The organism is Novosphingobium sp. KA1 (assembly GCF_017309955.1).
Taxonomy (GTDB): domain Bacteria; phylum Pseudomonadota; class Alphaproteobacteria; order Sphingomonadales; family Sphingomonadaceae; genus Novosphingobium.
In genome coordinates this window covers 1,402,927-1,425,970 of the sequence record NZ_CP021247.1, presented here as the reverse complement: position 1 = coordinate 1,425,970, position 23,044 = coordinate 1,402,927, and the positions used below count along the sequence as shown (strand labels likewise).

The 23,044-nt window shown below is 66.5% G+C and carries 20 protein-coding genes; 13 read left to right on the top strand and 7 right to left on the bottom strand.

What is annotated here, in order from left to right; translation table 11 throughout:
• Nucleotides 1–64: 64 nt before the first annotated feature.
• The 9 genes from glnE to CA833_RS07130 all read left to right on the top strand — a co-directional run bounded on the left by glnE (nt 65) and on the right by CA833_RS07130 (nt 9,788).
• Entirely contained in the window at nt 65–2,785 is a 2,721-nt protein-coding gene (glnE, locus tag CA833_RS07170; protein WP_242526311.1) for a bifunctional [glutamate--ammonia ligase]-adenylyl-L-tyrosine phosphorylase/[glutamate--ammonia-ligase] adenylyltransferase, read from the top strand.
• Nucleotides 2,785–3,258: a peroxiredoxin gene (locus tag CA833_RS07165; protein WP_142636424.1), complete on the top strand. Its 474-nt coding sequence runs from the start codon at nt 2,785–2,787 to the stop codon at nt 3,256–3,258. The genes glnE and CA833_RS07165 overlap by 1 nt, the downstream gene beginning before the upstream one ends.
• A 2-nt stretch (nt 3,259–3,260) precedes the next feature.
• On the top strand, nt 3,261–4,067 hold the full coding sequence (locus tag CA833_RS07160; RefSeq protein WP_207079642.1) for a ferritin-like domain-containing protein: 807 nt from the start codon (nt 3,261–3,263) through the stop codon (nt 4,065–4,067).
• Nucleotides 4,068–4,213: 146 nt separating this feature from the next.
• Entirely contained in the window at nt 4,214–4,924 is a 711-nt protein-coding gene (locus tag CA833_RS07155; RefSeq protein WP_242526310.1) for a M23 family metallopeptidase, read from the top strand.
• A gap of 172 nt (nt 4,925–5,096) precedes the next feature.
• Nucleotides 5,097–5,348, top strand: a complete 252-nt coding sequence (locus CA833_RS07150) for a ribbon-helix-helix domain-containing protein (protein ID WP_142636428.1) — start codon at nt 5,097–5,099, stop codon at nt 5,346–5,348.
• A 104-nt stretch (nt 5,349–5,452) separates the two neighbouring features.
• Nucleotides 5,453–6,814, top strand: coding sequence for a M48 family metalloprotease (locus tag CA833_RS07145; RefSeq protein ID WP_142636430.1), 1,362 nt, complete (start codon nt 5,453–5,455; stop codon nt 6,812–6,814).
• 152 nt (nt 6,815–6,966) lie between these two features.
• Nucleotides 6,967–7,665: a DsbA family protein gene (locus CA833_RS07140; protein WP_207079641.1), complete on the top strand. Its 699-nt coding sequence runs from the start codon at nt 6,967–6,969 to the stop codon at nt 7,663–7,665.
• A 73-nt stretch (nt 7,666–7,738) separates the two neighbouring features.
• The gene (locus CA833_RS07135) at nt 7,739–8,902 is read left to right on the top strand and encodes a sensor histidine kinase (RefSeq protein WP_142636434.1); all 1,164 of its coding nucleotides are present in this window, start codon (nt 7,739–7,741) and stop codon (nt 8,900–8,902) included.
• Nucleotides 8,903–8,990: 88 nt separating this feature from the next.
• Nucleotides 8,991–9,788, top strand: coding sequence for a LytTR family DNA-binding domain-containing protein (locus CA833_RS07130; RefSeq protein ID WP_142636436.1), 798 nt, complete (start codon nt 8,991–8,993; stop codon nt 9,786–9,788).
• Between the two features lie 148 nt (nt 9,789–9,936).
• Here the strand turns inward: CA833_RS07130 and CA833_RS07125 are convergent, their stop codons facing one another.
• Entirely contained in the window at nt 9,937–10,743 is an 807-nt protein-coding gene (locus CA833_RS07125) for a 3'(2'),5'-bisphosphate nucleotidase CysQ (RefSeq protein ID WP_142636438.1), read from the bottom strand.
• Between the two features lie 189 nt (nt 10,744–10,932).
• On the opposite strand from CA833_RS07125, the gene sucC reads away from it, so the two are divergent.
• The 4 genes from sucC (at nt 10,933) to CA833_RS07105 (ending at nt 15,160) form a co-directional block, all read left to right on the top strand.
• A complete protein-coding gene (gene sucC / locus CA833_RS07120; RefSeq protein ID WP_142636440.1) occupies nt 10,933–12,135 on the top strand; it encodes an ADP-forming succinate--CoA ligase subunit beta in 1,203 nt (400 codons plus the stop codon).
• Between the two features lie 336 nt (nt 12,136–12,471).
• Nucleotides 12,472–13,218, top strand: a complete 747-nt coding sequence (locus CA833_RS07115; RefSeq protein WP_207079640.1) for an electron transfer flavoprotein subunit beta/FixA family protein — start codon at nt 12,472–12,474, stop codon at nt 13,216–13,218.
• A gap of 28 nt (nt 13,219–13,246) precedes the next feature.
• A complete protein-coding gene (locus tag CA833_RS07110) occupies nt 13,247–14,176 on the top strand; it encodes an electron transfer flavoprotein subunit alpha/FixB family protein (protein WP_142636443.1) in 930 nt (309 codons plus the stop codon).
• A gap of 96 nt (nt 14,177–14,272) precedes the next feature.
• On the top strand, nt 14,273–15,160 hold the full coding sequence (locus tag CA833_RS07105) for an energy transducer TonB (protein WP_242526370.1): 888 nt from the start codon (nt 14,273–14,275) through the stop codon (nt 15,158–15,160).
• Between the two features lie 9 nt (nt 15,161–15,169).
• Here the strand turns inward: CA833_RS07105 and CA833_RS07100 are convergent, their stop codons facing one another.
• The 6 genes from CA833_RS07100 to CA833_RS07075 all read right to left on the bottom strand — a co-directional run bounded on the left by CA833_RS07100 (nt 15,170) and on the right by CA833_RS07075 (nt 22,954).
• A complete protein-coding gene (locus CA833_RS07100; protein ID WP_242526309.1) occupies nt 15,170–15,712 on the bottom strand; it encodes a GNAT family N-acetyltransferase in 543 nt (180 codons plus the stop codon).
• Complete coding sequence (locus CA833_RS07095; RefSeq protein WP_142638015.1) at nt 15,709–16,929, bottom strand: DUF445 domain-containing protein; 1,221 nt, start codon at nt 16,927–16,929, stop codon at nt 15,709–15,711. Before CA833_RS07095 ends, CA833_RS07100 begins: the two co-directional genes overlap by 4 nt.
• 96 nt (nt 16,930–17,025) lie before the next feature.
• Entirely contained in the window at nt 17,026–20,475 is a 3,450-nt protein-coding gene (locus tag CA833_RS07090) for an efflux RND transporter permease subunit (protein ID WP_207079638.1), read from the bottom strand.
• A 13-nt stretch (nt 20,476–20,488) separates the two neighbouring features.
• Nucleotides 20,489–21,706 carry an efflux RND transporter periplasmic adaptor subunit gene (locus CA833_RS07085; protein WP_207079637.1) on the bottom strand — a complete coding sequence of 406 codons (1,218 nt, stop codon included), beginning with the start codon at nt 21,704–21,706 and terminating at the stop codon, nt 20,489–20,491.
• Between the two features lie 613 nt (nt 21,707–22,319).
• Nucleotides 22,320–22,619: a DUF1153 domain-containing protein gene (locus CA833_RS07080; protein ID WP_142636453.1), complete on the bottom strand. Its 300-nt coding sequence runs from the start codon at nt 22,617–22,619 to the stop codon at nt 22,320–22,322.
• The gene (locus CA833_RS07075; protein ID WP_142636455.1) at nt 22,619–22,954 is read right to left on the bottom strand and encodes a hypothetical protein; all 336 of its coding nucleotides are present in this window, start codon (nt 22,952–22,954) and stop codon (nt 22,619–22,621) included. Before CA833_RS07075 ends, CA833_RS07080 begins: the two co-directional genes overlap by 1 nt.
• Between the last annotated feature and the right edge of the window lie 90 nt (nt 22,955–23,044).

The window sequence follows — 23,044 nt, the reverse complement described above, 5'->3', positions numbered from 1 at the left end:
CGGCAGGCACAAGGCGAAGCCGACGCACTTGCCCTCGCGCTCGCGCTTGGGCAGGAACCCCGGCATGGATGCCCACCTGCAAGCCGACTGGACCGGCGCGATCGAACGCGCCCGCGCCCATGCCCCTTACCTCGCCTCGCTGCTGGACCGCCATCCGGATCTTGCCGCGCTGCTGGCCGCGGGCAAGGGCGAGGAGGCGCTGGCCTTCGCCCGCACGGCCGGCGGCGGCACCGACGATGTCGGCATCGCGCTGAGGCGCGAGAAACAGGCCATGGCGCTCGCCCTCGGCATCGGCGACCTGGCCGGGGCCTTCCCCTTGCTGCGCGTCACCGGCGAGCTTTCGGCACTGGCCGACCGCGCACTCGACGGCGCCATTGCCGAAGGTATCCGCCGCCGCGTGCCCGATGCGGAGCCTGCCGGTTTCCTTGCCCTCGCGCTCGGCAAGCATGGCGCGGGCGAACTCAACTACAGTTCGGACATCGATCCGATCCTGCTGTTCGATCCCGAACTGCTGCCCCGCCGCGAGCGCGACGAACCGGGCGAGGCCGCCCAGCGCGTGGCCCGCTCGGTGGTGGAAACGCTCGGCAAGGTCACCGACCACGGCTACGTCTTCCGCATCGACTTGCGCCTGCGCCCGGCTTCCGAGGTCAGCCCGCTGGCGATCTCGATCAACGGCGCGCTCAGTCATTACGAATCCTCCGCGCTGGCGTGGGAGCGCGCCGCCTTCATCCGCGCCCGCGCCTGTTCGGGCGACATCGCCGCGGGCGAGGCCTTCCTTGCCGCGATCCGCCCTTTCGTCTGGCGCAAGAGCCTCGACTTCGGCGCGATCGCCGAGATCGGCCGCCTCACCGCGCAGATCCGCGCCAACACGCGCGGCAGCGCCACGGTCGGCCCCGGCTTCGACCTCAAGAAAGGGCGCGGCGGCATTCGCGAGGTGGAATTCTACGCGCAGACCCACCAGCTCATTCACGGCGGCCGCAACCCCGCGCTGCGCCTGCGCGGCACCCGCGCCACGCTGGAGGCACTGGCGGACGCCGGGCTGGTCCCTGCCGAGGACGCCCGCCTGCTGGGTGAAAGCTATGACCGCCTGCGCACTATCGAACACCGCCTGCAGATGGTGCAGGACCAGCAGACCCACGCCCTGCCGATGCGGCCCGAGGCGCTGGACGCCGTGGCCCGGCTCGACGGGCTGCCCGATGGCGAGACCCTGCTCGGCGAACTGCGCGCGATCACCGATGCCGTGGGCGAACGCTACGATGCGCTGGTCATGGCGAACACCCCGCTCGGCCCGACAACGCAAGTCGCCATGCCCGCGCAGGATGACTTGCGCGACGAACTGGCCGGACTCGGGCTTGCCGAGGCCGAGGCCATGGCCCAGCGCGTCGAAGGCTGGCTTTCCGGTGGCATGCGGGCACTGCGTTCGGACGCGGCGCGGGCTGCTTTCGCGTCCGTGCGCGCCGATCTCTTCGCCGCACTGGCCGCCGCACCGGAGCCGGAGCGCGCCTTTGCCCGCTTCGAGAAGCTGCTCAACAACCTGCCTTCCGCGATCAACCTGTTCCGCCTGCTGGAAGCACGCCCCGCACTGCTGGAGCGGCTGGCGCGCATCCTCAGCCTCGCGCCCACTCTGGCCGATGCCCTGGCCCGGCGCGCCGACCTGCTCGACCCGCTGATCGACGCCAGCGCCTTCGACCTGCCCGGTCCGGTGGAGGACCTGGTGGCCGAGTTCAGCCAGTTCGAGGCCGGCGCCGACTACGAACAGAAGCTGGGCACCGTGCGCCGCAAGGTCGGCGATCGCCGCTTTGCCCTCGGCGTCCAGCTGATCGAGGGCGCCAACGACCCGCTCGACATCGGCCATGCCCTCGCCCGCATCGCCGAGGCCGCGCTGGTGGTGCTGACCGATGCGGCGCTGGCGGAATTCCGCGAGGTTCACGGGCACGTCGCCGGCAGCGAACTGGTGGTGCTCGGGCTTGGCAGGATGGGCGGCGGCGTGCTCACCCATGCCTCCGACCTTGACCTTATCTACCTGTTCACCGGCGAATTCGCGGGCGAATCGGACGGGCGGCGGCCCCTGGGCGCCACGCTCTACTACAACCGCCTGTCGCAGCGGGTGACCGCCGCGCTCTCGGTGCCGACCGCCGAGGGCGCGCTTTACGAAGTCGACACCCGGCTGCGCCCCTCGGGCGAACAGGGACCGCCCGCCGCCAGCCTCGACAGCTTCACCCGCTACCAGCAGGAACAGGCCTGGACCTGGGAACACATGGCATTGTGCCGCGCCCGCGCGCTTTACGGTTCGGCCGCGGCGCGCGGCGAACTTGGCGCCGTCATCCGCGGCGTGCTCGCCGCCCCGCGCGGGCAGGACAAGCTGAAAACCGACGTGCTGGACATGCGCGCGAAGATGGCCGGGCACAAACCCGCCAGGGGCCCGCTCGACGTCAAGCTCATGCGCGGCGGGCTGGTCGACCTCGAATTCCTCGTCCACTTCATCCAGCTCGGCACCGGGCGCGGCCTCGATCCCGATCTCGGCGCGGCGCTGCAGTTGCTGGTCGCGGACGGGCTGCTGCCCGCGACGCTGGTGGAGGCGCACGACGTGATGACCCGCCTGCTGGTGGCCGGACGGCTGTTTGCCCCCGATACCCAGGTGCCGGGCAAGCCCTCCTGCATGGCGCTGGAACGCGCCTGCGGCTATGGCACCTGGCAAGACCTTGAAGCCGCCCTTGCCCTCTCCCGCGCGCACGTCGCCGCGAGCTGGCGCGAGACCTTCGGCGAAACACTGGAGATCCTGTGATGACCACCCGTCCCGCCGCCGGCGACCCGTTCCCCGACATCGCCCTGGAAACGCCCGAAGGCGGCAGCGTGAAGGCTTCGGACTTTGCCGGCCGCAAGCTGGTGGTGTTTTTCTATCCCAAGGACAACACCCCCGGCTGCACCACCGAGAATCTCGACTTCTCGGCCCTCAAGGGGGAATTCGACGCGGCCGGAGTCGCGCTGCTGGGCGTCAGCAAGGATACGGCGAAGAAGCACCAGAACTTCATCGCCAAGCACGACCTCAAGGCCCCGCTCGCCAGCGATGCCGAGGAAGGCGGCTTGTCCGACGCGCTCGGCATCTGGACCGAGAAGCAGAACTATGGCCGCACCTACATGGGCATGGTCCGCACCACTTACCTGATCGGCCCGGACGGCACGATCGCCCGCGTCTGGGACAAGGTGAAAGTGAAGGACCACGCCGCCCAGGTGCTGGAGGCCGCCAAGGCGCTCTGACCATGTCCTCTCCCCTGCCCGGCGTTGCCGCCGCCATCCGCGAAGTGCTGCTCGAACGCGATCCCCGTGCCAAGGTCATGGCCACCCGCAAGGTCGCCCGCGACTGGCGGCTGGGTCGCCTCGCTTATGCCTTCGATGTCGCCATGCCCGACGAACCGGGCCGCCCGGACGCGCCCGAACTGCTGCCGCCGGGCCGCATGCCCAAGCGCGGCAAGGGCGGTTCGCAGCGCGGGCGGATCGCGCTCTGGCACGCCCTGGCGCATATCGAATTTGTCGCCATCGACCTCGCGCTCGACATGGCCGGGCGCTTCGGCGGCGAGATGAATCCCGGTTTTGTCGGCGACTTTCTCTCGGTCGCGGCCGACGAGGCGCTGCACTTCGCGCTGATCGACCGGCACTTGCGCACGATGGGCAGCCACTACGGCGCGCTTCCCGCGCACAGCGGCCTGTGGGAAGCGGCCGGCAATACCCGGCACGACGTCGCCGCGCGGCTCGCGGTGGTGCCGATGGTGCTCGAGGCGCGCGGGCTCGACGTCACTCCCGCGACGCTCGAACGGGTCCGCAACCTTGGTGACGAACGCGGCGCACGCATCCTCGAGAGAATCCTTGACGACGAAATCCGGCACGTCCGTTTCGGATCAACACATTTCGCCGCATGGGCCGAAACGATGAATGGAGAGCCTGCCGACCTCTGGAAAACCCTTGTTTCCCGCCATTTTGGCGGCGCCGTTAAGCCACCGTTCAACGACTCGGCGCGCCTCGCTGCCGGTTTATCGCGGGATTTCTACCTTGGGGTTGTCTGTCAGTAATCGATCGGCATAACTCCAACTCGCGAGACGGCGGGGGGTTCCGACCATCTCTAAAACTAGGGTTCGCGGCGCGCCTCACGGTGCGCCAGTGATAAATACAAGCGTCGTGTCCTTTGCGGATTTCGGCGGATAACAAGGTATTACGAGTGGTCGTCACGAAACTCATTGCCAAGTTCCGCACGGTAACCGCCACGGTTGCGTTCGCGGGTCTTTCCCTGGCAGCCCATCCCGCCATGGCCAACAGCGCCGCCGCCGACATCTCGGGCCCGCAGCGCGCCGCCCAGTCGGCCAGCCAGTCCGCCAGCGGCGGTGAGGACGAACAGTTCCGCACCCTCTTCAGCTCCTGGCAGAATTACGAGGAAACCGGTCTTGCCGCCGCCAAGGCCAAGCCCGCGATCCCCGGCACCGCCCGCCTTTCGGGCGTCGCGGTTCCCTCGCGCACCCCGCTGGAAGGCCTGAAGCTCACCAGCAGCTTCGGCATGCGCGAACACCCCATTTTCGGCGGTCGCCGCGCCCACAAGGGCATCGACCTTGCCGCTCCCATCGGCACCCCGATCTACGCAACCGCTGACGGCGTTGTCGGCAAGGCTTCGTGGTTCGGCGGCTACGGCCTGTTTGTCGAACTGGAGCATGGCGGCGATCTCGAGACCCGCTACGGCCACATGTCGCGCCTTGCCGTTGCCGAAGGCCAGATGGTCCACAAGGGCGAGGTGATCGGCTACGTCGGCACCACCGGCAATTCGACCGGCCCGCACCTCCACTACGAAGTCCGCGTCGACGGCCAGGCCGTGAACCCGATCCCCTACATGCAGGGCGATCGCATGGCCGCTGCCGACAAGACCGAAATCGGCGGCTGATCACACAAGTTTCAAACCGGCCAGAGACTGCGGGAGAGACAGTCCGGTCAACAGGTTTGGAGAGGAGGGAAGAGGCGGCTTCGCGGCCGCCTTTTCTTATGGCGGCGGGTTTTCTCATGCCGGTTTTTCCGCCCCTATGACTGACCGCGCTTCCCCGCTAGCGTGACGGGTGATGACTTCGCCCTATCACCCTCCCATCAAGCGTTCGGTCGAGATCGCCGGACACAAGACCTCGATCAGCCTCGAACCGGTGTTCTGGGACATGCTGCGCGCCGCCGCCGCCGAAGCCGGCGTTCCCGTCAACGCCCTCGTCGCGCGGATCGATGCCGAGCGGCTCGAGGCCGAAGTGCCGCCCGGCCTGGCCGGAGCGATCCGCGTCTGGCTGGTGTCGCAGCCCCGGGAGTCCGCTTCCCCGCTTGCCTGAGCCCGGCGGCACGCTAGGGTAGTTTCAGGCCCGATGCTTCAGGCCCGATGCTTCAGGTCCGGTGCTTCAGCCCCGGTTCAGCGCGAGAGGTTTCAACAGCTTCCATGTCCTTCGCGCGTCTTGCCGCACTGGCCCTGAGCGTCCTTGCCCTGATTGGCTGGTCCGCCACCCCGGCGGCCGCCCAGTCGATCCTGCGCGACGCCGAGACCGAGGCCCTGCTCAAGGACATGGCCCGCCCGCTGATCGTCGCCGCCGGGCTCGATCCCGCCCATGTCGACATCGTCCTCGTCAACGATCCCTCGGTGAACGCCTTTGTCGCCGGCGGGCAGGCCGTCTACGTCAATTCGGGCCTCATCAACGAGGCCGACAAGGCCGCCCAGGTGCAGGGCGTGATCGCCCACGAGCTGGGCCACGTCACCGGCGGCCATGCCGTGCTCAACCAGGGCGCGAAAAGCGCGACCAGCATCTCGCTGCTCTCGCTGCTGCTGGGTGCGGCCGCCGCCGCCGCCGGCGGCGGCGAGGCGGCGATGGGCGTCATCATGGCCGGCCAGTCCGCCGCCATGGGCAAGTACCTGGCCTATACCCGCTCGCAGGAAGCCTCGGCGGACGCCGCCGGCGCGCAGTATCTTTCGGCGGCCGGGATCAGCGGGCGCGGCTCGCTGGAGTTCTTCCAGAAGCTCCAGAACCTCGAATTCCGCTACGGCTACCGCCCGCAGGACGGCGACGAGTTCTACTCCACCCACCCCCTCACCGGCGACCGTATCCAGACCCTGCAGGACACCTACGAAAAGGATCCGGCCTGGACCAGGCCGGACGATCCCAAGATCCAGGCCCGCTACGTGCGCATGAAGGCCAAGCTGTTCGGCTATCTCGCCGAGCCGCGCGACGTGCTGCGCGTCTATCCGCTGACCGACAATTCGGTGCCCGCGCACTACGCCCGCGCCTATGCCTGGCACCGCCAGTCGGAAATGGACCGCGCCACCGCCGAGGCCGACGCCCTGCTGATGACCGATCCCGACGATCCCTATTTCCTCGAGCTCAAGGGCCAGATCCTGCTCGAATCCGGCCAGCCGAACGAAGCGCTGGTCCCCTTGCGCAAGGCCACCGAACTGACCGGCTACCAGCCGCTGATCGCCACCCTGTTCGGCCACGCCCTGATCGCCACCGAAGATCCCCAGCACTTCAAGGAAGCCGAGACGGTGCTGCGCAACGCCGCCGCGCGCGACCGCGAGAATCCCTTCACCTGGTACCAGCTCGGCACCATCTACGCCGCCAACGGCGACATGCCCCGCGCCCGCCTCGCCAGTGCCGAGCAGCAGTCGCTGTCCGGCCAGATGGACGCCGCACTGATGAACGCGCAGGCCGCCGAAGCCGGGCTCAAGCAGGGCACGCCCGACTGGCTGCGCGCGCAGGACATCGAGATGGAAGCGCGCGGCGCACTGGAACGCGACAAGAAGCGCCGCTAGAGACCGCATTTGAAAATTCGCGGCGCGCGAATTCTGCCCGCACCGGCCCTCTCCCCCACCCGACCACCCCGAAGCATGCCCGGACGGGTAACCGGGTGAGGGAGAGGGCCGGTGCAACGACCGACACAGACAGTACGGGACAAACGAAAAGCATGGGTATTGGCACCAGGATCGCCGCAACGCTGGCCGGCCTTGCAGTGGTGGGCGGCGGCGTGTGGTTCGCCGGTCCGACGATCGCCGGGCACGTGATTCACGACTATCTCGTCACCAATCCCGAAGTGCTGAACGAGGCGATGGACGCCCTCCAGCGCAAGCAGGCCAAGGCCCAGCTGGCAGGGGTCAGGCAAAGCGTGGAGACGCCCTTCCCCGGCGCCGTGCTGGGCAATCCCAACGGTGCCGTGACCCTGGTCGAGTTCACCGACTATGCCTGCGGCTACTGCCGCCGCAGCCTGCCCGACGTGGCCCAGCTGCTCGCCAAGAACCCGGACCTGCGCATCGTCGTGCGCGAACTGCCGATCATCAGCGAGCACAGCGCCGCCGCCGCGCGCATGGCGCTCGCCGCGGCCGAGCAGGGCAAGTACCATCCGTTCCATGACGCCATGTTTGCCGCCGGCCAGCTCGATCCCGAATCGATCGAGGCCGCGGCCAAACAGGCCGGTCTCGACATGGAGCGCGCCCGCAAGGTCGCCGCCAGCCCGGTGGTCGAGCAGGAACTGAGCCGCAATGTCGACGTGGCGGGCCGCCTCGGCTTCTCGGGCACCCCGAGCTGGATCGCGGGCGACCGCATGATCTCCGGCGCGGTCGGCTTCGAACAGCTGTCGCAGGCGGTGAACGAGGCGCGCGGGAGCTAGGTTTCCGCATCCGAAACGACATCATATCTTAGGCGGATTTACGCTGCGGGCGCTTTTCGTCTAGAAAGCCCGCATGTCCGTCTTGCCGATCCAGCCCATCCCCTTCTTTGCCGACAAGGACAAGGCGTTCTGGCGCCTTCAGGCCGTGGGCTGGAGCGGGGCGATGCTGCTGCGCACGATGTCGGCGATCGCCAACAACCAGCCGATCGCCTTCCTCGTGCTGGTGCTGATCGCCACGATCACCGGCTTCTCGATCTCGCTGGTGCTCTCGGTCATCTACCGCGCGCTGTTCCGCAAGCGCGCGCTGGTCACCTGGGGCCTGACGTTCCTCGCGCTGTCGATCGCGGTCGGCCTGCATTCGTTCATCGACGCCTGGGTGGTCTCGCTGTGGCGCGCCGATGGCGACACCAATTTCACCGGCCTGTTCCTTGGCGTGTTCTACCTCGACGCAACGCTGCTGGGGGCCTGGACCGCGCTCTATTACATGGTCAACTTCTACCTCCAGGTGGAAGAGCAGAACGACCAGCTGATCCAGCTGGAGAACCAGGCGACGCAGGCCCAGCTGGCCATGCTGCGCTATCAGCTCAACCCGCATTTCCTGTTCAACACGCTGAACTCGATCTCCACCCTGGTGCTGCTCAAGCAGACCGAGCCGGCCAATGCGATGCTCAGCCGGCTCTCCTCGTTCCTGCGCTACACGCTGATCAACAAGCCCTCGGCGCGGGTCACGGTGGCGACCGAGGTGGAGACGCTCAAGCTCTATCTCGACATCGAGCTGATGCGCTTCGAGGAGCGCCTGCGCACCACCTTCCAGATCGATCCCGCGACCGAGACCTGCCTGCTGCCCTCGCTGCTGCTCCAGCCGCTGGTCGAGAATGCCATCAAGTATGCCGTGACCCCGCAGGAGACCGGAGCCGAGATCACCGTGGCCACGCAGCTCGTCGGGCCGATGCTTCGCATCACCGTCTCGGATACCGGGCCGGGCTTGCAAACGCCGACGACCGACAACAGGTTGTCGGGCATGACCTATGATGGAGGGGAGCCGGTATCCACCGGCGTCGGCCTGTCGAACATCCGCGATCGCCTCAGCCAGGCCTACGGCGAGAACCACCGCTTCGAGACGGTGGAGCCCGTCGAAGGCGGCTTTGCCGTGCTGATCGAATTCCCCGCGGAACGCCAGCCCTCCCTCGAGGACATTGCAGAACCCCTGCGCCAGCCCGCTCTCGTGGGGCGATGATACGCCGGGCGATGAATCAAGGTCCGATCTCGTCGGGCGTGAAACAATTTTGGCTCCCATGCGTTTGCGGGGCCGGAGAACGTAACACATGACCATTCGCACTATCCTCGTCGATGACGAGAAACTCGCGATCCAGGGCCTTCAGATCCGTCTGGAGAAGTATCCGGACGTCGAGATCATCGACACCTGTTCCAATGGCCGCGAAGCCATCCGCAAGATCAAGACCGAAAAGCCCGACCTCGTCTTCCTCGACATCCAGATGCCCGGTTTCGACGGTTTCTCGGTGGTCAAGGGCGTCATGGAAATCGAACCGCCGCTGTTCGTCTTTGTCACCGCCTACCAGGAACACGCCGTGCGCGCCTTCGAGGCGAATGCCGTCAACTACCTGATGAAGCCGGTCGACGAGGCGAAGCTCGACGACACCCTCGCCCGCGTGCGCCAGCGCCTTGCCGAAAAGCGCTCGGCCGACGAGGCGGAAAAGCTCAAGACCGTGCTGGCCGAAGTCGCCCCCGACGCGGTCGACGCGATCCCCGAGGAAACCGACCCCAACGCGGACCGCTACGAAAAGCTCATCAACATCAAGGATCGCGGCCAGATCTTCCGCATCGACGTCGATTCGATCGAGCATATCGAAGCGGCCGGCGACTACATGTGCATCCGCACCGCCGACAACTCGCTGATCCTGCGCGAGACGATGAAGGACCTCGAACGCCGCCTCGACCCGCGCGTGTTCCAGCGCGTCCACCGCTCGACGATCGTCAACCTCAACCAGGTCCGCCAGGTGAAGCCGCATACCAACGGCGAATGCTTCCTGGTGCTCGATTCGGGCGCGCAAGTGAAAGTCAGCCGCTCCTACCGCGACGTGATCGCGCGGTTCGTGCACTGAGGTTTCGCGCGGACACGATTCCTTACAAACCGTGCCGTCGCCCCCGCTCTCGCGGGGATGACGGCTCAGAGGCTGTTTGGAAAATGCCCATGAGGGCATTTTCAGATGCGGCGCGCCCTTGATTCAGGCCTTGATTCAGGCGCGTCGTTCAGTCTTTCGGCCCCACCGAGAACCGCGCCGCACGTTCCGCCAGCCGCTCCACCGCGGCCCCATGGATCGCCCGCGACGTGCAGAGCACGCCGAACGCGCGCGGGTCGTGCTTGTTGTAGTTGAGCGGCTGGCCGAAAGCATCGGTCACTTCCGCCCCGGCCTCCCGCGCGATCAGACCGGCGGCGGCGATGTCCCATTCGAAACCCCAGCGCAGCGTGGCGAGGATGTCCGCCTCGTCGGCGCCGACCATCGCCATGCGCAGCGCAATCGAATTGGGCTGGTCGACCAGCACCAGGTCCGCATCCTCCGCCGCCAGCTTCTTGGCCGGCACCCGCGCGCCGGGCAGCGTCTCGCGCTGGCTGGCGCTCAGCCGCACGCCGTTGCGCCATGCGCCCTTGCCCGCCTCGGCGAACCAGAACTCGCCGCCGGCCTCGCGCGCCCGCGCCGGGGCGTAGAGGTAGCCGAGCAGCGGCCGCCGCGTGTTCACCAGCGCCACCGAGATCGCCCAGCCGCTCCTCCCGGCAATAAAATCGCGGGTGCCGTCGATCGGATCGACCAGCCAGACCAGTTCGTGCGCGGTGCGGTGGTGCGAGTCGGCGGTTTCCTCGGAGAGCCAGCCCGCCGAAGGCAGCAGCGCGGAGAGTTCACGGCGCAGGAATTCGTCCACCGCCAGATCGAGCGTGCAGACCGGGCTTCCGGGGTCTTTTTCCCAGTGTTCAAGCACATGCCCGTCCCCCGGCCAGCCGGCCAGGGCGATGCGGCCTGCCTCGCGGACGATGGCTTCAAGTCTGTCGCGGTCGATCATGCACCAGCCTGCGGCTTCGGGACGGACGGTTTGGGATGCGCGGTCAGCGGGATTGCAGCCCTCGCAACGGTGTCCTTGCGCGAGGCAACGGGACTTTTCAAGCGCGCGGGGATGTGCTTATGCGGCCCGTAAAGTTCGGGGCTCCCCGCGCCGTTTCCACGGACACTCCAGCAGAAAGCGATTTCAGCGATGAACATTCACGAATACCAGGCGAAGGAACTGCTTGCGAAGTTCGGCGTCGGCATCCCGGCCGGCATCCCCGCGCTCACCGTTGAAGAAGCGGTTGCCGCCGCCAAGCAGCTGCCCGGACCGCTCTATGTCGTGAAGGCCCAGATCCACGCCGGCGGGCGCGGCAAGGGCAAGTTCAAGGAACTCGGCCCCGACGCCAAGGGCGGCGTGCGCCTCGCCAAGTCGGTTGAGGAAGTCGAGGAATTCGCCAAGGAAATGCTCGGCAACACCCTCGTCACCGTGCAGACCGGTGAAGCCGGCAAGCAGGTCAACCGCCTCTACGTGACCGACGGCGTCGACATCGCCAACGAATACTACCTGTCGATGGTCGTCGACCGCGCTTCGAGCCGCGTCGCCATGATCGTCTCGACCGAAGGCGGCATGGACATCGAGGATGTTGCCCACAACACCCCCGAGAAGATCACCACCGTCACCATCGACACCGCTGCCGGCTTCCAGGCCCACCACGGCCGTGCCGTTGCCTTCGCCCTGAAGCTCTCGGGCGAACTCAACAAGCAGGCGCAGAAGATCGCCAAGCAGCTCTACGAAGCCTTCGTGGCTCTCGACTGCGACATGCTCGAGATCAACCCGCTCGTCGAAACCAAGGACGGCAACCTGCTCGTCCTCGACACCAAGATGAGCTTCGATTCGAACGCCCTCTACCGTCACCCCGACGTGCAGGCCCTGCGCGACGAGACCGAGGAAGATCCGGCGGAAGTCGAAGCCTCGAAGTACGACCTGGCCTACATCAAGCTCGATGGCGACATCGGCTGCATGGTCAACGGTGCCGGCCTCGCCATGGCGACGATGGACATCATCAAGCTCAACGGCTCGTTCCCGGCCAACTTCCTTGACGTCGGCGGCGGCGCCACCAAGGAAAAGGTGACCGCGGCGTTCAAGATCATCCTGCGCGATCCCAACGTGAAGGGCATCCTCGTCAACATCTTCGGCGGCATCATGAAGTGCGACGTCATCGCCGACGGCATCGTTGCCGCCGCGAAGGAAGTGAACCTCTCGGTTCCGCTCGTGGTTCGCCTCGAAGGCACCAACGTCCAGCAGGGCAAGGACATCCTGGCCAACTCCGGCCTGCCGATCGTCCCCGCCAACGACCTGGGCGATGCGGCCAAGAAGATCGTGGCAGAGGTCAAGAACGTCGCCGCCTGATAGGCGCCGTTTCTTGGATCTTTCGCGATCCCGTATCGGATAATGCAGCGGCGGGGGTTTTCGGGCCCCCGCCGTTTTGCGTTTGATCGCTAGACGAACCGCATTCGCGTGAAGCCGACCTTTGCGGCGTCATAGTAATTCTCGGCCACCGATTTCTGCCGGGGCGATGCGCATTTTCGCGGATTTGCGCTATGGCACACGCCGTGATCCCACCCTGGGCTCATCTCGTCGCCGGCGGGGCTTGACGTATACGTCAATTGCCTATTAGGCGTGCCTTGAGTGGATTTAATCGAGCGGCTAAACAGGCCGCGCCTGAAACTGAGAGGACCCGATCAGATGAAGATCCTCGTGCCCGTAAAGCGGGTGATCGACTATAACGTAAAGCCGCGCGTGAAGGCGGATGGCACGGGTGTTGACCTGGCCAACGTCAAGATGAGCATGAACCCGTTCGACGAGATCGCTGTCGAAGAAGCCATCCGCATCAAGGAAGCGGGCAAGGCTGAAGAGATCGTCGCCGTCTCGGTCGGCCCGGCCAAGGCGCAGGACACGCTGCGCACCGCGCTCGCCATGGGCGCCGACCGTGCGATCCTGATCGAGACCGACACTGAGGTTGAGCCGCTGGCCGTCGCCAAGATCCTCAAGGCGATCGTCGCCGAAGAGAATCCCGGCCTCGTGATCCTCGGCAAGCAGGCGATCGACGACGATTCGAACCAGACCGGCCAGATGCTCGCCGCGCTGCTCGGCCGCCCGCAGGGTACGTTCGCCAGTAAGGTCGAAATCGATGGCGATCACGTTGCCGTGACCCGCGAAGTCGATGGCGGTCTGGAGACCGTCAAGCTGGCGCTGCCCGCGATCGTCACCACCGACCTGCGCCTCAACGAGCCGCGCTACGCTTCGCTGCCCAACATCATGAAGGCGAAGAAGAAGCAGCTCGATGTGAAGACCGCCGCCGATTACGGCGTCGACGTGGCCCCGCGCCTCAAGACCCTCAAGGTCTCGGAGCCGCCCGTCCGCTCGGCCGGTATCAAGGTCGCCGACGTCGATGGCCTCGTCGCCAAGCTCAAGGAACTGGGCGTCGCCTGAGGGCACAGCCCGGGAAGGATTTGAAACGATGAAGACGCTCGTTTGGGTCGAACACGACAACGCGTCGGTCAAGGACGCAACGCTCCACACCGTCACCGCTGCCGCCAAGCTGGGTGAAGTCCACCTGCTGGTCGCGGGCTCGGGCTGCCGTGCCGCCGCCGAGGCTGCCGCGAAGATCGCCGGCGTCGCCAAGGTGCACCTGGCCGACAACGCCGCCTACGAACACGCGCTGGCCGAAAACGTCGCGCCGCTGATCGTGGAGCTGATGGGCCACCACGACGCGTTCCTGGCGCCCGCCACCACCACCGGCAAGAACGTCGCCCCGCGCGTCGCCGCGCTGCTCGACGTGATGCAGCTGTCGGACATCCTCTCGGTCGAGGGCGAGAAGACCTTCACCCGCCCGATCTACGCCGGCAATGCCATCGCCACCGTCGAAACGAGCGATGCCAAGCTGGTGATCACTGTGCGCGGCACCGCCTTCGACAAGGCCGCTGCCGAGGGTGGTTCGGCTGCCATCGAAGACGTCGCAGGTGCCGGTGACGCGGGCCTGTCCAGCTTTGTCGGTGCCGAACTCGCCAAGTCGGAACGCCCGGAACTGACCAGCGCCAAGGTGATCGTCTCGGGCGGCCGCGCGCTGAAGGATTCGGAAACCTTCGAACAGGTCATCATGCCGCTTGCCGACAAGCTCGGCGCCGCCGTCGGCGCCTCGCGCGCGGCGGTGGACGCGGGTTATGTGCCCAACGACTACCAGGTCGGCCAGACCGGCAAGATCGTCGCTCCCGAAGTCTACATCGCGGTGGGCATCTCGGGCGCGATCCAGCACCTTGCGGGCATGAAGGACTCCAAGACCATCATCGCCATCAACAAGGACGAGGACGCCCCGATCTTCCAGGTCGCCGACGTCGGCCTCGTGGCGGATCTGTTCAGCGCCGTGCCGGAGCTTACCGGCAAGCTCTGAGCGGCGCTAAAGGCCTGAAAAACAAGAACCCCGGCGCTTGCAGCGTCGGGGTTTTTCGTGGCATCCGCTTGTCGAAACGGGGGCCAAACGACAGTGATGAAACCGATCCGGCATGCTCTTGCCCTGGCTGGCGTGCTCGCGCAGCTGGCCTGGCCCGCCGCACCGGCCGTGGCCGCAGCCACGATAGCGACTGAAACCGAGCTCGAGCCGGCTTCACCGTGGAGCATCGATACGGCCGACAATTCCTGCCGCCTGCGCCGTATGTTCGGCACCTCGCAGGCGCCCGTGCTGCTCCAACTGTCGGCTGCTTACCCCGGTACATCCTTCGAATTCCGCCTCTACGGCGCGCCGGTAAAGCAGCTTCTGCCCGACGACGACGCCACCGATGGGCTGCTGGTCGATTTCGGAATCGGCGATCCCACCAGGGTCAGGGGTCTGGCCGGGAGCAGCAATGCCACGGCCGGCCTGCTGGTCTTTGCGACAAAGCTGCCCACACTCGGCGATTCCTACGAAGTTCGCGACTTCGATCCGGCTTTCCTCGAACAGTCGTCCCGGATGGCCTTTGCGAGCGCGGATCATCGCATTACCCTGAACACCGGAAACCCTGCTGATGCATTGGCGGCCATGTCCGAATGCACCACCGCGCTGGTGGCCCGTTGGGGGCTGGACCCGAAAACCCAGGCCAGCCTGTCCAGACCGGCGGCCCCGAATGACAAGGCCAGCTTCACACGCAGGATTTTGTCGATCCAGTACCCCGTCGCCCAGGCCCGCGCCGGCAAGGGAGGGCGCGTCGATGTGCTCGTCTTGCTCGACAGCAACGGCTCCGTGACGAAGTGCATGGTGCCCAACGCGATCGGACATTCCGACTTTGGCGAAACGACGTGCGCGGCCATCATGAAAGTGCCGTTTGCACCGGCGCTGGACAAGGACGGAACGCCGGTCCCCTCCTTCTACGGTATCAGTGTGCTGTTCCTGATCGGATGACCCCGGCTCTCAGGCCTTGCGGACCAGCCGCTCGTAGAGATTGATCGCAGCGCCCCGTCCGTCTTCCGGCTCGTGGCGGCCATAGGAAACGAAGCCCAGGCCTGCCGCGACGCGTTCAGAGGCCACGTTGCCGTCCTCGATCATGCAGGCAATGCGGCGCGGGCCGTGGGCCTCGTCGAACCATGCAATCGCGGCACGCATGACTTCCTGCGCCAGCCCCTGGCCCCAGCAGTCCTGACGGACGATCCAGCCCGCCTCGGGCGTATCGTCCATGCCCTTGCCGAAGCCGCGCCAGCTATGGAACACGCCGCAGTTGGCGATGAGGTCACGCTCGCCGGGACGGCGTACATAGAAAGTGCCGTAGCCATAGAGCGCCCAGCTGCCGGCGTTGCGGCCGAGCCGGTTGAACTGGTCCATCGGATCGGGGCTGGCGGGGCCCAGGAAGCGGCGCATGTCCTCGTGGGCGAGCAGCTTGCAAAGCCCCTCCAGATCGTCCGCAGCCGGCTTCCACAGTTCGAAACGCGCGGTCTTGAGAAAGGGGCCCTGCGTCACAGCAATTGCTCCGCGCCGTGGATGCACAGGCCGAACAGGCCGCCGACCAGAGTGCCGTTGATGCGGATGAACTGGAGGTCGCGGCCCACCGCGCCTTCGATGCGATCGGTCACGGTGCGGGCATCCCAGCGCTTCACGGTTTCCGACACCAGCCGCACGATCTCACTCCCATAACGCGAGGCGACGCCGACCAGGGTGCGGCGCGCGAAGCGGTTGACCATGTATTGCAGCTTGCGATCCTCGCCAAGGGCCTCTCCCAGCTGCGAAAGACTCTCGCCCAGCGCGCCCGAGAGCGCCTTGTCGGGATTGCGCACGGCCTTGAGCAGTCCGGCCCGGGCGCGTTCCCACATGCCGTCGATCCACGCGCCCATCGCCGGGTTTTCAAGGAGGTCGGTCTTGATGCGCTCGACCCGCGCCTGCATCTCCGGATTGTGCCTGAGGTCCTGCGCGAGTTTCACCAGCGCCTCGTCCACTTTGGCGCGCAGCGGATGGTCGGGCTGGACGATCACTTCGGCCAGCAGCCGGTAGGCCCCGTCGAGCACGCCGTTGGCCAACCGCTCGTCCAGACCCGTCCAGCGCATGATGGTGTTGGCGCGCTGGTGGATCATCTCGCGGATCATCGGCTCGTTGGCCTCGATGGCCTCGCCGATCTTGCGCAGCACGCTTTCGAGGACCGGCAGGTGCCGCCCTTCGGCAATCGCGTTCTCCAGCATCTGGCCCAGCAGCGGCGCCGCGTCGATCTTCTCGATCTGGCGGCGCAGCCCGGCTTTCACCATGCCGCCCATTTCCTCGGGATCGAGCGATTCGAGCACGTCGCCCACGAGTTGCGCCGCCCCGGCGCGGATGCGCGACTGCTCCTCGCGGCGCGGGTCGGCGAGGAAGCCGCCCAGGCTGGCGGCGATGTTGAACCCGTTGAGCCGGCGGGCGACGACTTGCGGCGTCAGGAAATTGTCGCGCAGGAACGCCGCCATCGAATCGGCGATACGGTCCTTGTTCTCGGGGATGATGGCGGTGTGCGGGATCGGCAGGCCCAGCGGATGGCGGAACAGCGCCGTGACCGCGAACCAGTCCGCCAGCCCGCCGACCATCGCCGCCTCGGTGAACGAAATCGCATAGCCCAATGGCCCGCCCCATTCGGGGTGGTCCATCAGCAGCCGCTTCAGCACGACAAAGGCCGCCGCCATGAACAGCAGCAGCCCCGTCGCGAACAGGCGCATGCGCCGCGCCTTGTCCGCCCGATCAAGGTCTCGCCTTACCACTCGAATGCTACGCATGGGCAGCGGCAAGGTTCCTCCCGAGATCCAGGTTTCCGCTCATTCGGCAGCGATCGGCTGCGGCAAGGGATCGTGGCCATGGTCCAGTCCGTGCCCGGCCGCGTGCGCGTGGTGGGGCTCGAAGGTCAGCAGCTTGCGCCGCAGCCACGGCCCGATCCGCTTTTCGAAACCATCGGCCAGACTGAAGGCCGCCGGCACGATGACCAGCGTCAACATCGTCGAGAGCACCAGGCCGCCGATCACCACCAGTCCCATCGGCGCGCGGAACGCCCCGTCGCCCGAAAGCGAGAGCGCGGTCGGGATCATGCCGGCGGTCATCGCCACGGTGGTCATGATGATCGGCTGCGCACGCTTGTGCCCGGCGTCCATGATCGCCGCGAGCTTGTCGACCCCCTTCTCCATCTCCTCGATGGCAAAGTCGATCAGCAGGATCGAGTTCTTGGCAACGATGCCGAGCAGCATCAGGATGCCGATGTAGACCGGCATCGAGATCGGCTGCCCCACCGCCGCCAGCGCCAGCAGGCCGCCCAGCGGCGCCAGCAGGAGCGAGGCCATGTTCACCAGCGGCGAGACAAACCGCTTGTAGAGCAGCACCAGCACCGCAAAGACCAGCATGATGCCGCTGATCACCGCGATGATGAAGTTCATGATCATCTCGCCCTGCCACTTGTCCTCGCCCACCGGCGCGTTCGAGACGCCCAGCGGCAGGTTCTTCATGATCGGCAGGTTCTGGATCTTCTCCATGATCGGGCCCTTGACCTGGCCTTCGCCAAGGTCGGCACCCACGAAGATGCGGCGCGACTGGTTGTAGCGCTGGATCTGCGTCGGCCCGGCGCCGAAGCGGATTTCGGCGACCCGCTTGAGCGGCACCGAGCCGCCGCTGGCGGTTGTCACCGGCAGGTTCTCGATCGTCGAGAAGTCACGGCGATCGGCACGGTCGAGGATCACGCGGATCGGCACCTGGCGGTCCGAGAGCGAGAACTTGGCCGCATTCTGGTCGATCTCGCCCAGCGTGGCGATCCGGATCGTCTGGCTGAGCGCGGCAGTGGTGACGCCAAGCTGGGCCGCAAGGTCGGTACGCGGCACGATCACCAGTTCCGGACGCTGGAGGTCGGCGGCGATGCGCGGGGCGACAACGCCGGGGATCGTGCGCATCTGCTCCACGAGCGTCTGCGCGGTCTTGTTGAGCAGCACCGAATCGCTGCCCGAAAGCATGACCGAGATGTCGCGTCCGCTGCCGAAGCCGCCCGACTGGGTGGCAAAGCTCACGCGGGCGTCGGGGAAGGCCTGGAGCACCGGCGCCATGCGGCGCTCGAACTCGATGCTGCTGGCCTCGCGCTCGTCGGCGGGCTTGAGCGCGATGTAAAGCGTTGCCCTTGCCTCGCGCGACGCCTCGAGGATGTGCTTCACCTCGCTCTGGCCTTCGAGCAGCCGCGTCACGCGGTGCGCGACCTTGGCGGTATCCTCGATCGTGGTGCCGGGGACCAGCTCGATGTTGACGCGGCTGGTATCGTTGTTGGTGTTCGGATTGAACTGCTGCGGCAGCCCCGCAAGCAGCGCGAACGTGACGACCAGCGCATAGATGCCCATGCAGAAGGCATAGAAGCGGTGATCGTGCATGCGGGCGATCACGCGGTCGGTGAAATAGCGATACCAGCGGCCGAAAGCGCCCACGAACCACGCCAGCCAGCGCAGCACGAAGCCGAGGACATAGATCGCCACGGGAATGCCCAGCGGCGCGGCCACCGCGGCCAGCACAAAGGCCGCACCCTTGAGACCAAGCGCCCCCAGCCCCTTCTGCACGCCGAGGAAGACCAGCGTCGCCAGTCCGCCGCCGGCCGCCAGCAGGGCGACAAAGGCAAGCGCGGCGCAGACCGGATACCACCAGCGCAGCGGCTGGCGCACCAGAGCGGCCTTGCGGCGATGCGCCTCGCGGCTGTCGAGCGTCCAGGCGAGGACCTTCATGTAGAAGTCCATGGCCTTGCCGCCGCCATGCTCGGCATGGCCGTGCGCCTTGAGGAAGTAGGCCGCGACCATCGGCGTGATGAGACGCGCGACGGCAAGGCTCATCAGCACGGCCACCACCACGGTGAAGCCGAAGGGCTTGAAGAACTGGCCCGAGATGCCCGGCATCAGGCCCACCGGCAGGAACACCGCGACGATCGAGAACGTGGTGGCGACAACCGCCAGCCCGATCTCGTCGGCGGCGTCAATCGAGGCCTGGTAGGCCGACTTGCCCATGCGCATGTGGCGCACGATGTTCTCGATCTCGACGATCGCGTCATCGACCAGCACCCCTGCCACCAGGCTCAGCGCCAGCAGCGAGAGGAAGTTCAGCGTGAAGCCGAGCATGTCCATGAACCAGAACGTCGGGATCGCCGAAAGCGGGATCGCGATCGCCGAAACCAGCGTCGCCCGCCAGTCGCGCAGGAAGAAGAAGACGATGATGATCGCCAGCACCGCGCCCTCGACCAGCGCCTCCATCGAACTGGTGTACTGGCCCTTGGTATAGTCGACGTCGGAGAACAGCCGGGTGATGTGGATGCCCGGGTTGTCCTTCTTGATCTTGTCGATCGCCTTCATCGCCTCGTTGTAGACGGTGAGGTCCGAGGCGCCGAGCGAGCGGCTGAACCCGAAGGTCACCACCTCGCGCCCGTTCAGGCGGGCAATGCGCGTGGGTTCGGAATAGCCGTCGTAGACGTGCGCGATATCGGCAAGCTTGATCTGGCGGCCGCTGCCCAGGTTGATGCGGGTCTGCGACAGCGCATAGGCATTGCGCGCATTGCCGAGCACGCGGACCGACTGGCGCGAACCGGCGATCTCCGCCTGGCCGCCCGCGGCATCGGTGTTGACCTGGCGCAGCACGGTGTTGACGTCGCTGGCGGTGACGCCGAGCGCGACCATGCGCTGCGGATCGACGACGACACGCATCTCGCGGTCGACGCCGCCGTTACGCTCGACCGAGGCCATGCCCTCGATCGCCAGCAGGCGCTTGGCGATGGTATCGTCGACGAACCAGGAGAGCTGCTCCATGGTCATGTCGTCGGCGCTGACCGAGAAGTAGGCGAGTTCGGTCTCGTTGGCCTCGAGCTTGGTCACGACCGGTTCGAGGATGCCTTGCGGCAACTGGCCGCGCACCTGGTCCACCGCGTTCTTGATCTGGTTGGTGGCGACGTCGGGATCGGTGCCGATCGAGAACAGCACCACGGTCAGCGAATTGCCTTCCGAGGCGGTGGACTGGATCTCCTCCACCCCCGGGACCGAGCGCACCGCCCCTTCGACGATCTGGGTGATCTGCGTCTCGATCTCGGTCGGGGCCGCGCCCGGCTGCGAGATGCTGACCCGCACGCCCGGGAACTGGATGTCGGGCATGTTGTTGACGTCCATGCGCATGAACGCAACGACGCCCGCGATCATCACGGCGATGAAAAAGACGATGGGAATGATCGGATTGCGGATCGACCAGGCCGAGACATTGCGAAGGCTCATCGCGCGAATCCCGTCAATCGGCCTTGGCGGCAGAGACAAGCTGGGGCTTGACCTTGTCGCCGTCGTTGAGGAACCCGCCGGCGCGCAGCACGACCTTCTCGCTGCCCTGCAGGCCCGACTTCACGACGATCCCCCTGGGCGTGACGATGCCGGTCTGCACCGGCTGGCGGTGCACCACGTTCCTGGCATCGACGACATAGACGAACGAGCCCTTGTCGTCGTTCTGGATCGCCGATTCCGGAAGCAGGGGCGCATCCACCGCGCCGCTGCCGATGACCGCGCTGGCAAAGCCGCCGGGGCGCAGGGCCGGATTGTAGGCAAGCAGGATGCGCGCGACGCCCTGGCGGTTGTTCGGGTCGATCACCGGCGAGACCTGCCAGACATGGCCGATAAAGGTATCCTTCGAGCCGACCGGCGTCACCCGCGCTTCGGCGCCGACGCCGATGCGCGACAGGTCATCCTCGCTGAGCTGGGCGAGCAGTTCCATCTCGCCTTCCTTGGCGAGGCGGAACAGCACCGCGCTGCCGCCACCAACCACCTGGCCCTGCTCGACGTTGCGTTCGAGCACGAGACCGGCCGCGGGGGCGACGATGTTGAGCCGCGCTGCCTGCGCCTGAAGCTGGCCGAGCTGCGCGCGGGCGACACGCACTTGCGCATTGGCGGAATCGCGCGTCGCGGTCAGCCGGTCGATGTCCGCAGCCGAGATGAAGCCGCGATCGACCAGCTTGAGCGCGCGGTCGAGGTTGGCCTGGGCGAGACGGGCATCGGCCTGGGCCACCGAGATCTGCGCGGACTGCCCGGCCTGCTGCTGGGTCTGCACCGAACGGTCGACCACCGCGAGAACCTGGCCCTGACGGACCCAGTCACCCGGCTCGACCAGGACCGAGCGGACCTGCCCGCCCTCGCCGACCGAACCGACCGGCATGTCGCGGCGCGCCGCCAGCGAGCCGGTGACGGAAATCTCGCCCTGCACCGGCACCCGCCCGGGCACCACCACGGTCACCGCCGGGGTCTGCGCGTCGGCATCCTTGGGGCTTTCGGCCTCGCCACCCTTGTGCACCGCGAACCAGATGCCGATCACCGCCACGGCGGCGGCAACGATGATCCAGAGCCACTTGCGCGAGGGACGCTCCTGTTCGGCATCGCCCGTCGGCGGCCCTGCCTCCAACCTGCTGTCGGACATGGCCACCTGCGCGTTCTCCCCGGAATCAATTCTGCTGTCGTAATTCATCTTCACCGCAAGCCCTGCGACCGCCCCCTGAACACGCTCCGATCTGCCGCCATGGAATAGCCCCCATGCCTCACCCCTCGAACCGTGCCGCCGCACAGGCGCGAGGCACCAAGCCACGCGCCGCCCAGCGACGGAAAAAACATGCGAAACGACATATACCTGCGACAGAAGCGAGGCAATCGACTGTCGGCCTGCGGCTAACCATGATCGACCAGCGTCGAGCGCCTAGGCGGCGTGGACACATTCCGCATTGCCACGGTTGCCCTGCAAGCTGCGCCAGCAAGGCGCGAAGCCGCAGGAAGAGCGGGCCTCTTTCAAGGCGGAGCAACGCTGCTGGCGCAGCTTGCAGGGCAACCCCTACGGGGCTGGAGGCAAAAGCCGTCCCTTCGGCGTCGGCTCGGCTGGAAGTATCGACATACTCCTGCGCCTCACCTTCTTGAATCGACGGCTTTTGTCTCCAGCCGTGGCAATGCGGAATTTGTCCACGCCGCCTAGTCACCGGCGGGAAGGGCCCGGCGGTTTTAGGGAAGCGGCGGAAGTAAAACGCAAAACGGCGGCGAACCGGAGTTCGCCGCCGTTTGCATGGGCTGAGGGAGCCTGGTCAGCGCCCGGATCAGTACTTCTGCTGACGCTCGTAAAGATCGCGGTAGTGCTGAATGCGCGTGACGCGCAGCCCCTGCATGCCCGACCGGTCGACCGCGCGCTGCCAGGAAGCGAACTCCTCGAGGGTAAGCTTGTAGCGTTCGCACACTTCATCGATCGTGAGCAGCCCGCCGTTGACGGCCGCGACGACTTCCGCCTTGCGGCGCACTACCCAGCGCGTGGTGTTCGGCGGCGGCAGCGAGTCGAGCGTCAGCGGCTCTCCAAGCGGCCCGATCACCTGCGCGGGACGTATCTTCTGGTTCTCGATCATCAACACCCTCGTGCACCGGTGCTGCGTCCGCCGGTGACGGATGCGAAACTGACTACCCTGGACTTGCGAATGGTTAAATCATTTGGGTTAATGGTTGGTTCCCCGCCGTCATAAGCATGAATCACATTTGCCGCGGGCTTGGCAAAGCTGCCGCAACCCGGGACACGTGCCGCCGAAGGCTCGGCGTCGAGCACCGCACGCAGATCGTGTGCAGCGAAAAGTCGGGAACGCAAGGCAAACCAGTCGATCGGAACGAAAGCCGGGATGAACTCCTCGCCGTCGCGACCAGACGCATGCCCTGCTTTGCAGGTTTCATGTTCAAAAGCGATGTTCATGCGCCCTGCTTACAACAGGGGTAGTCAAAGGACGGTAAAAGCCCTCTTTACCGATTCTTTACCTTGATTAACCGTCGCACACGTCGCTTC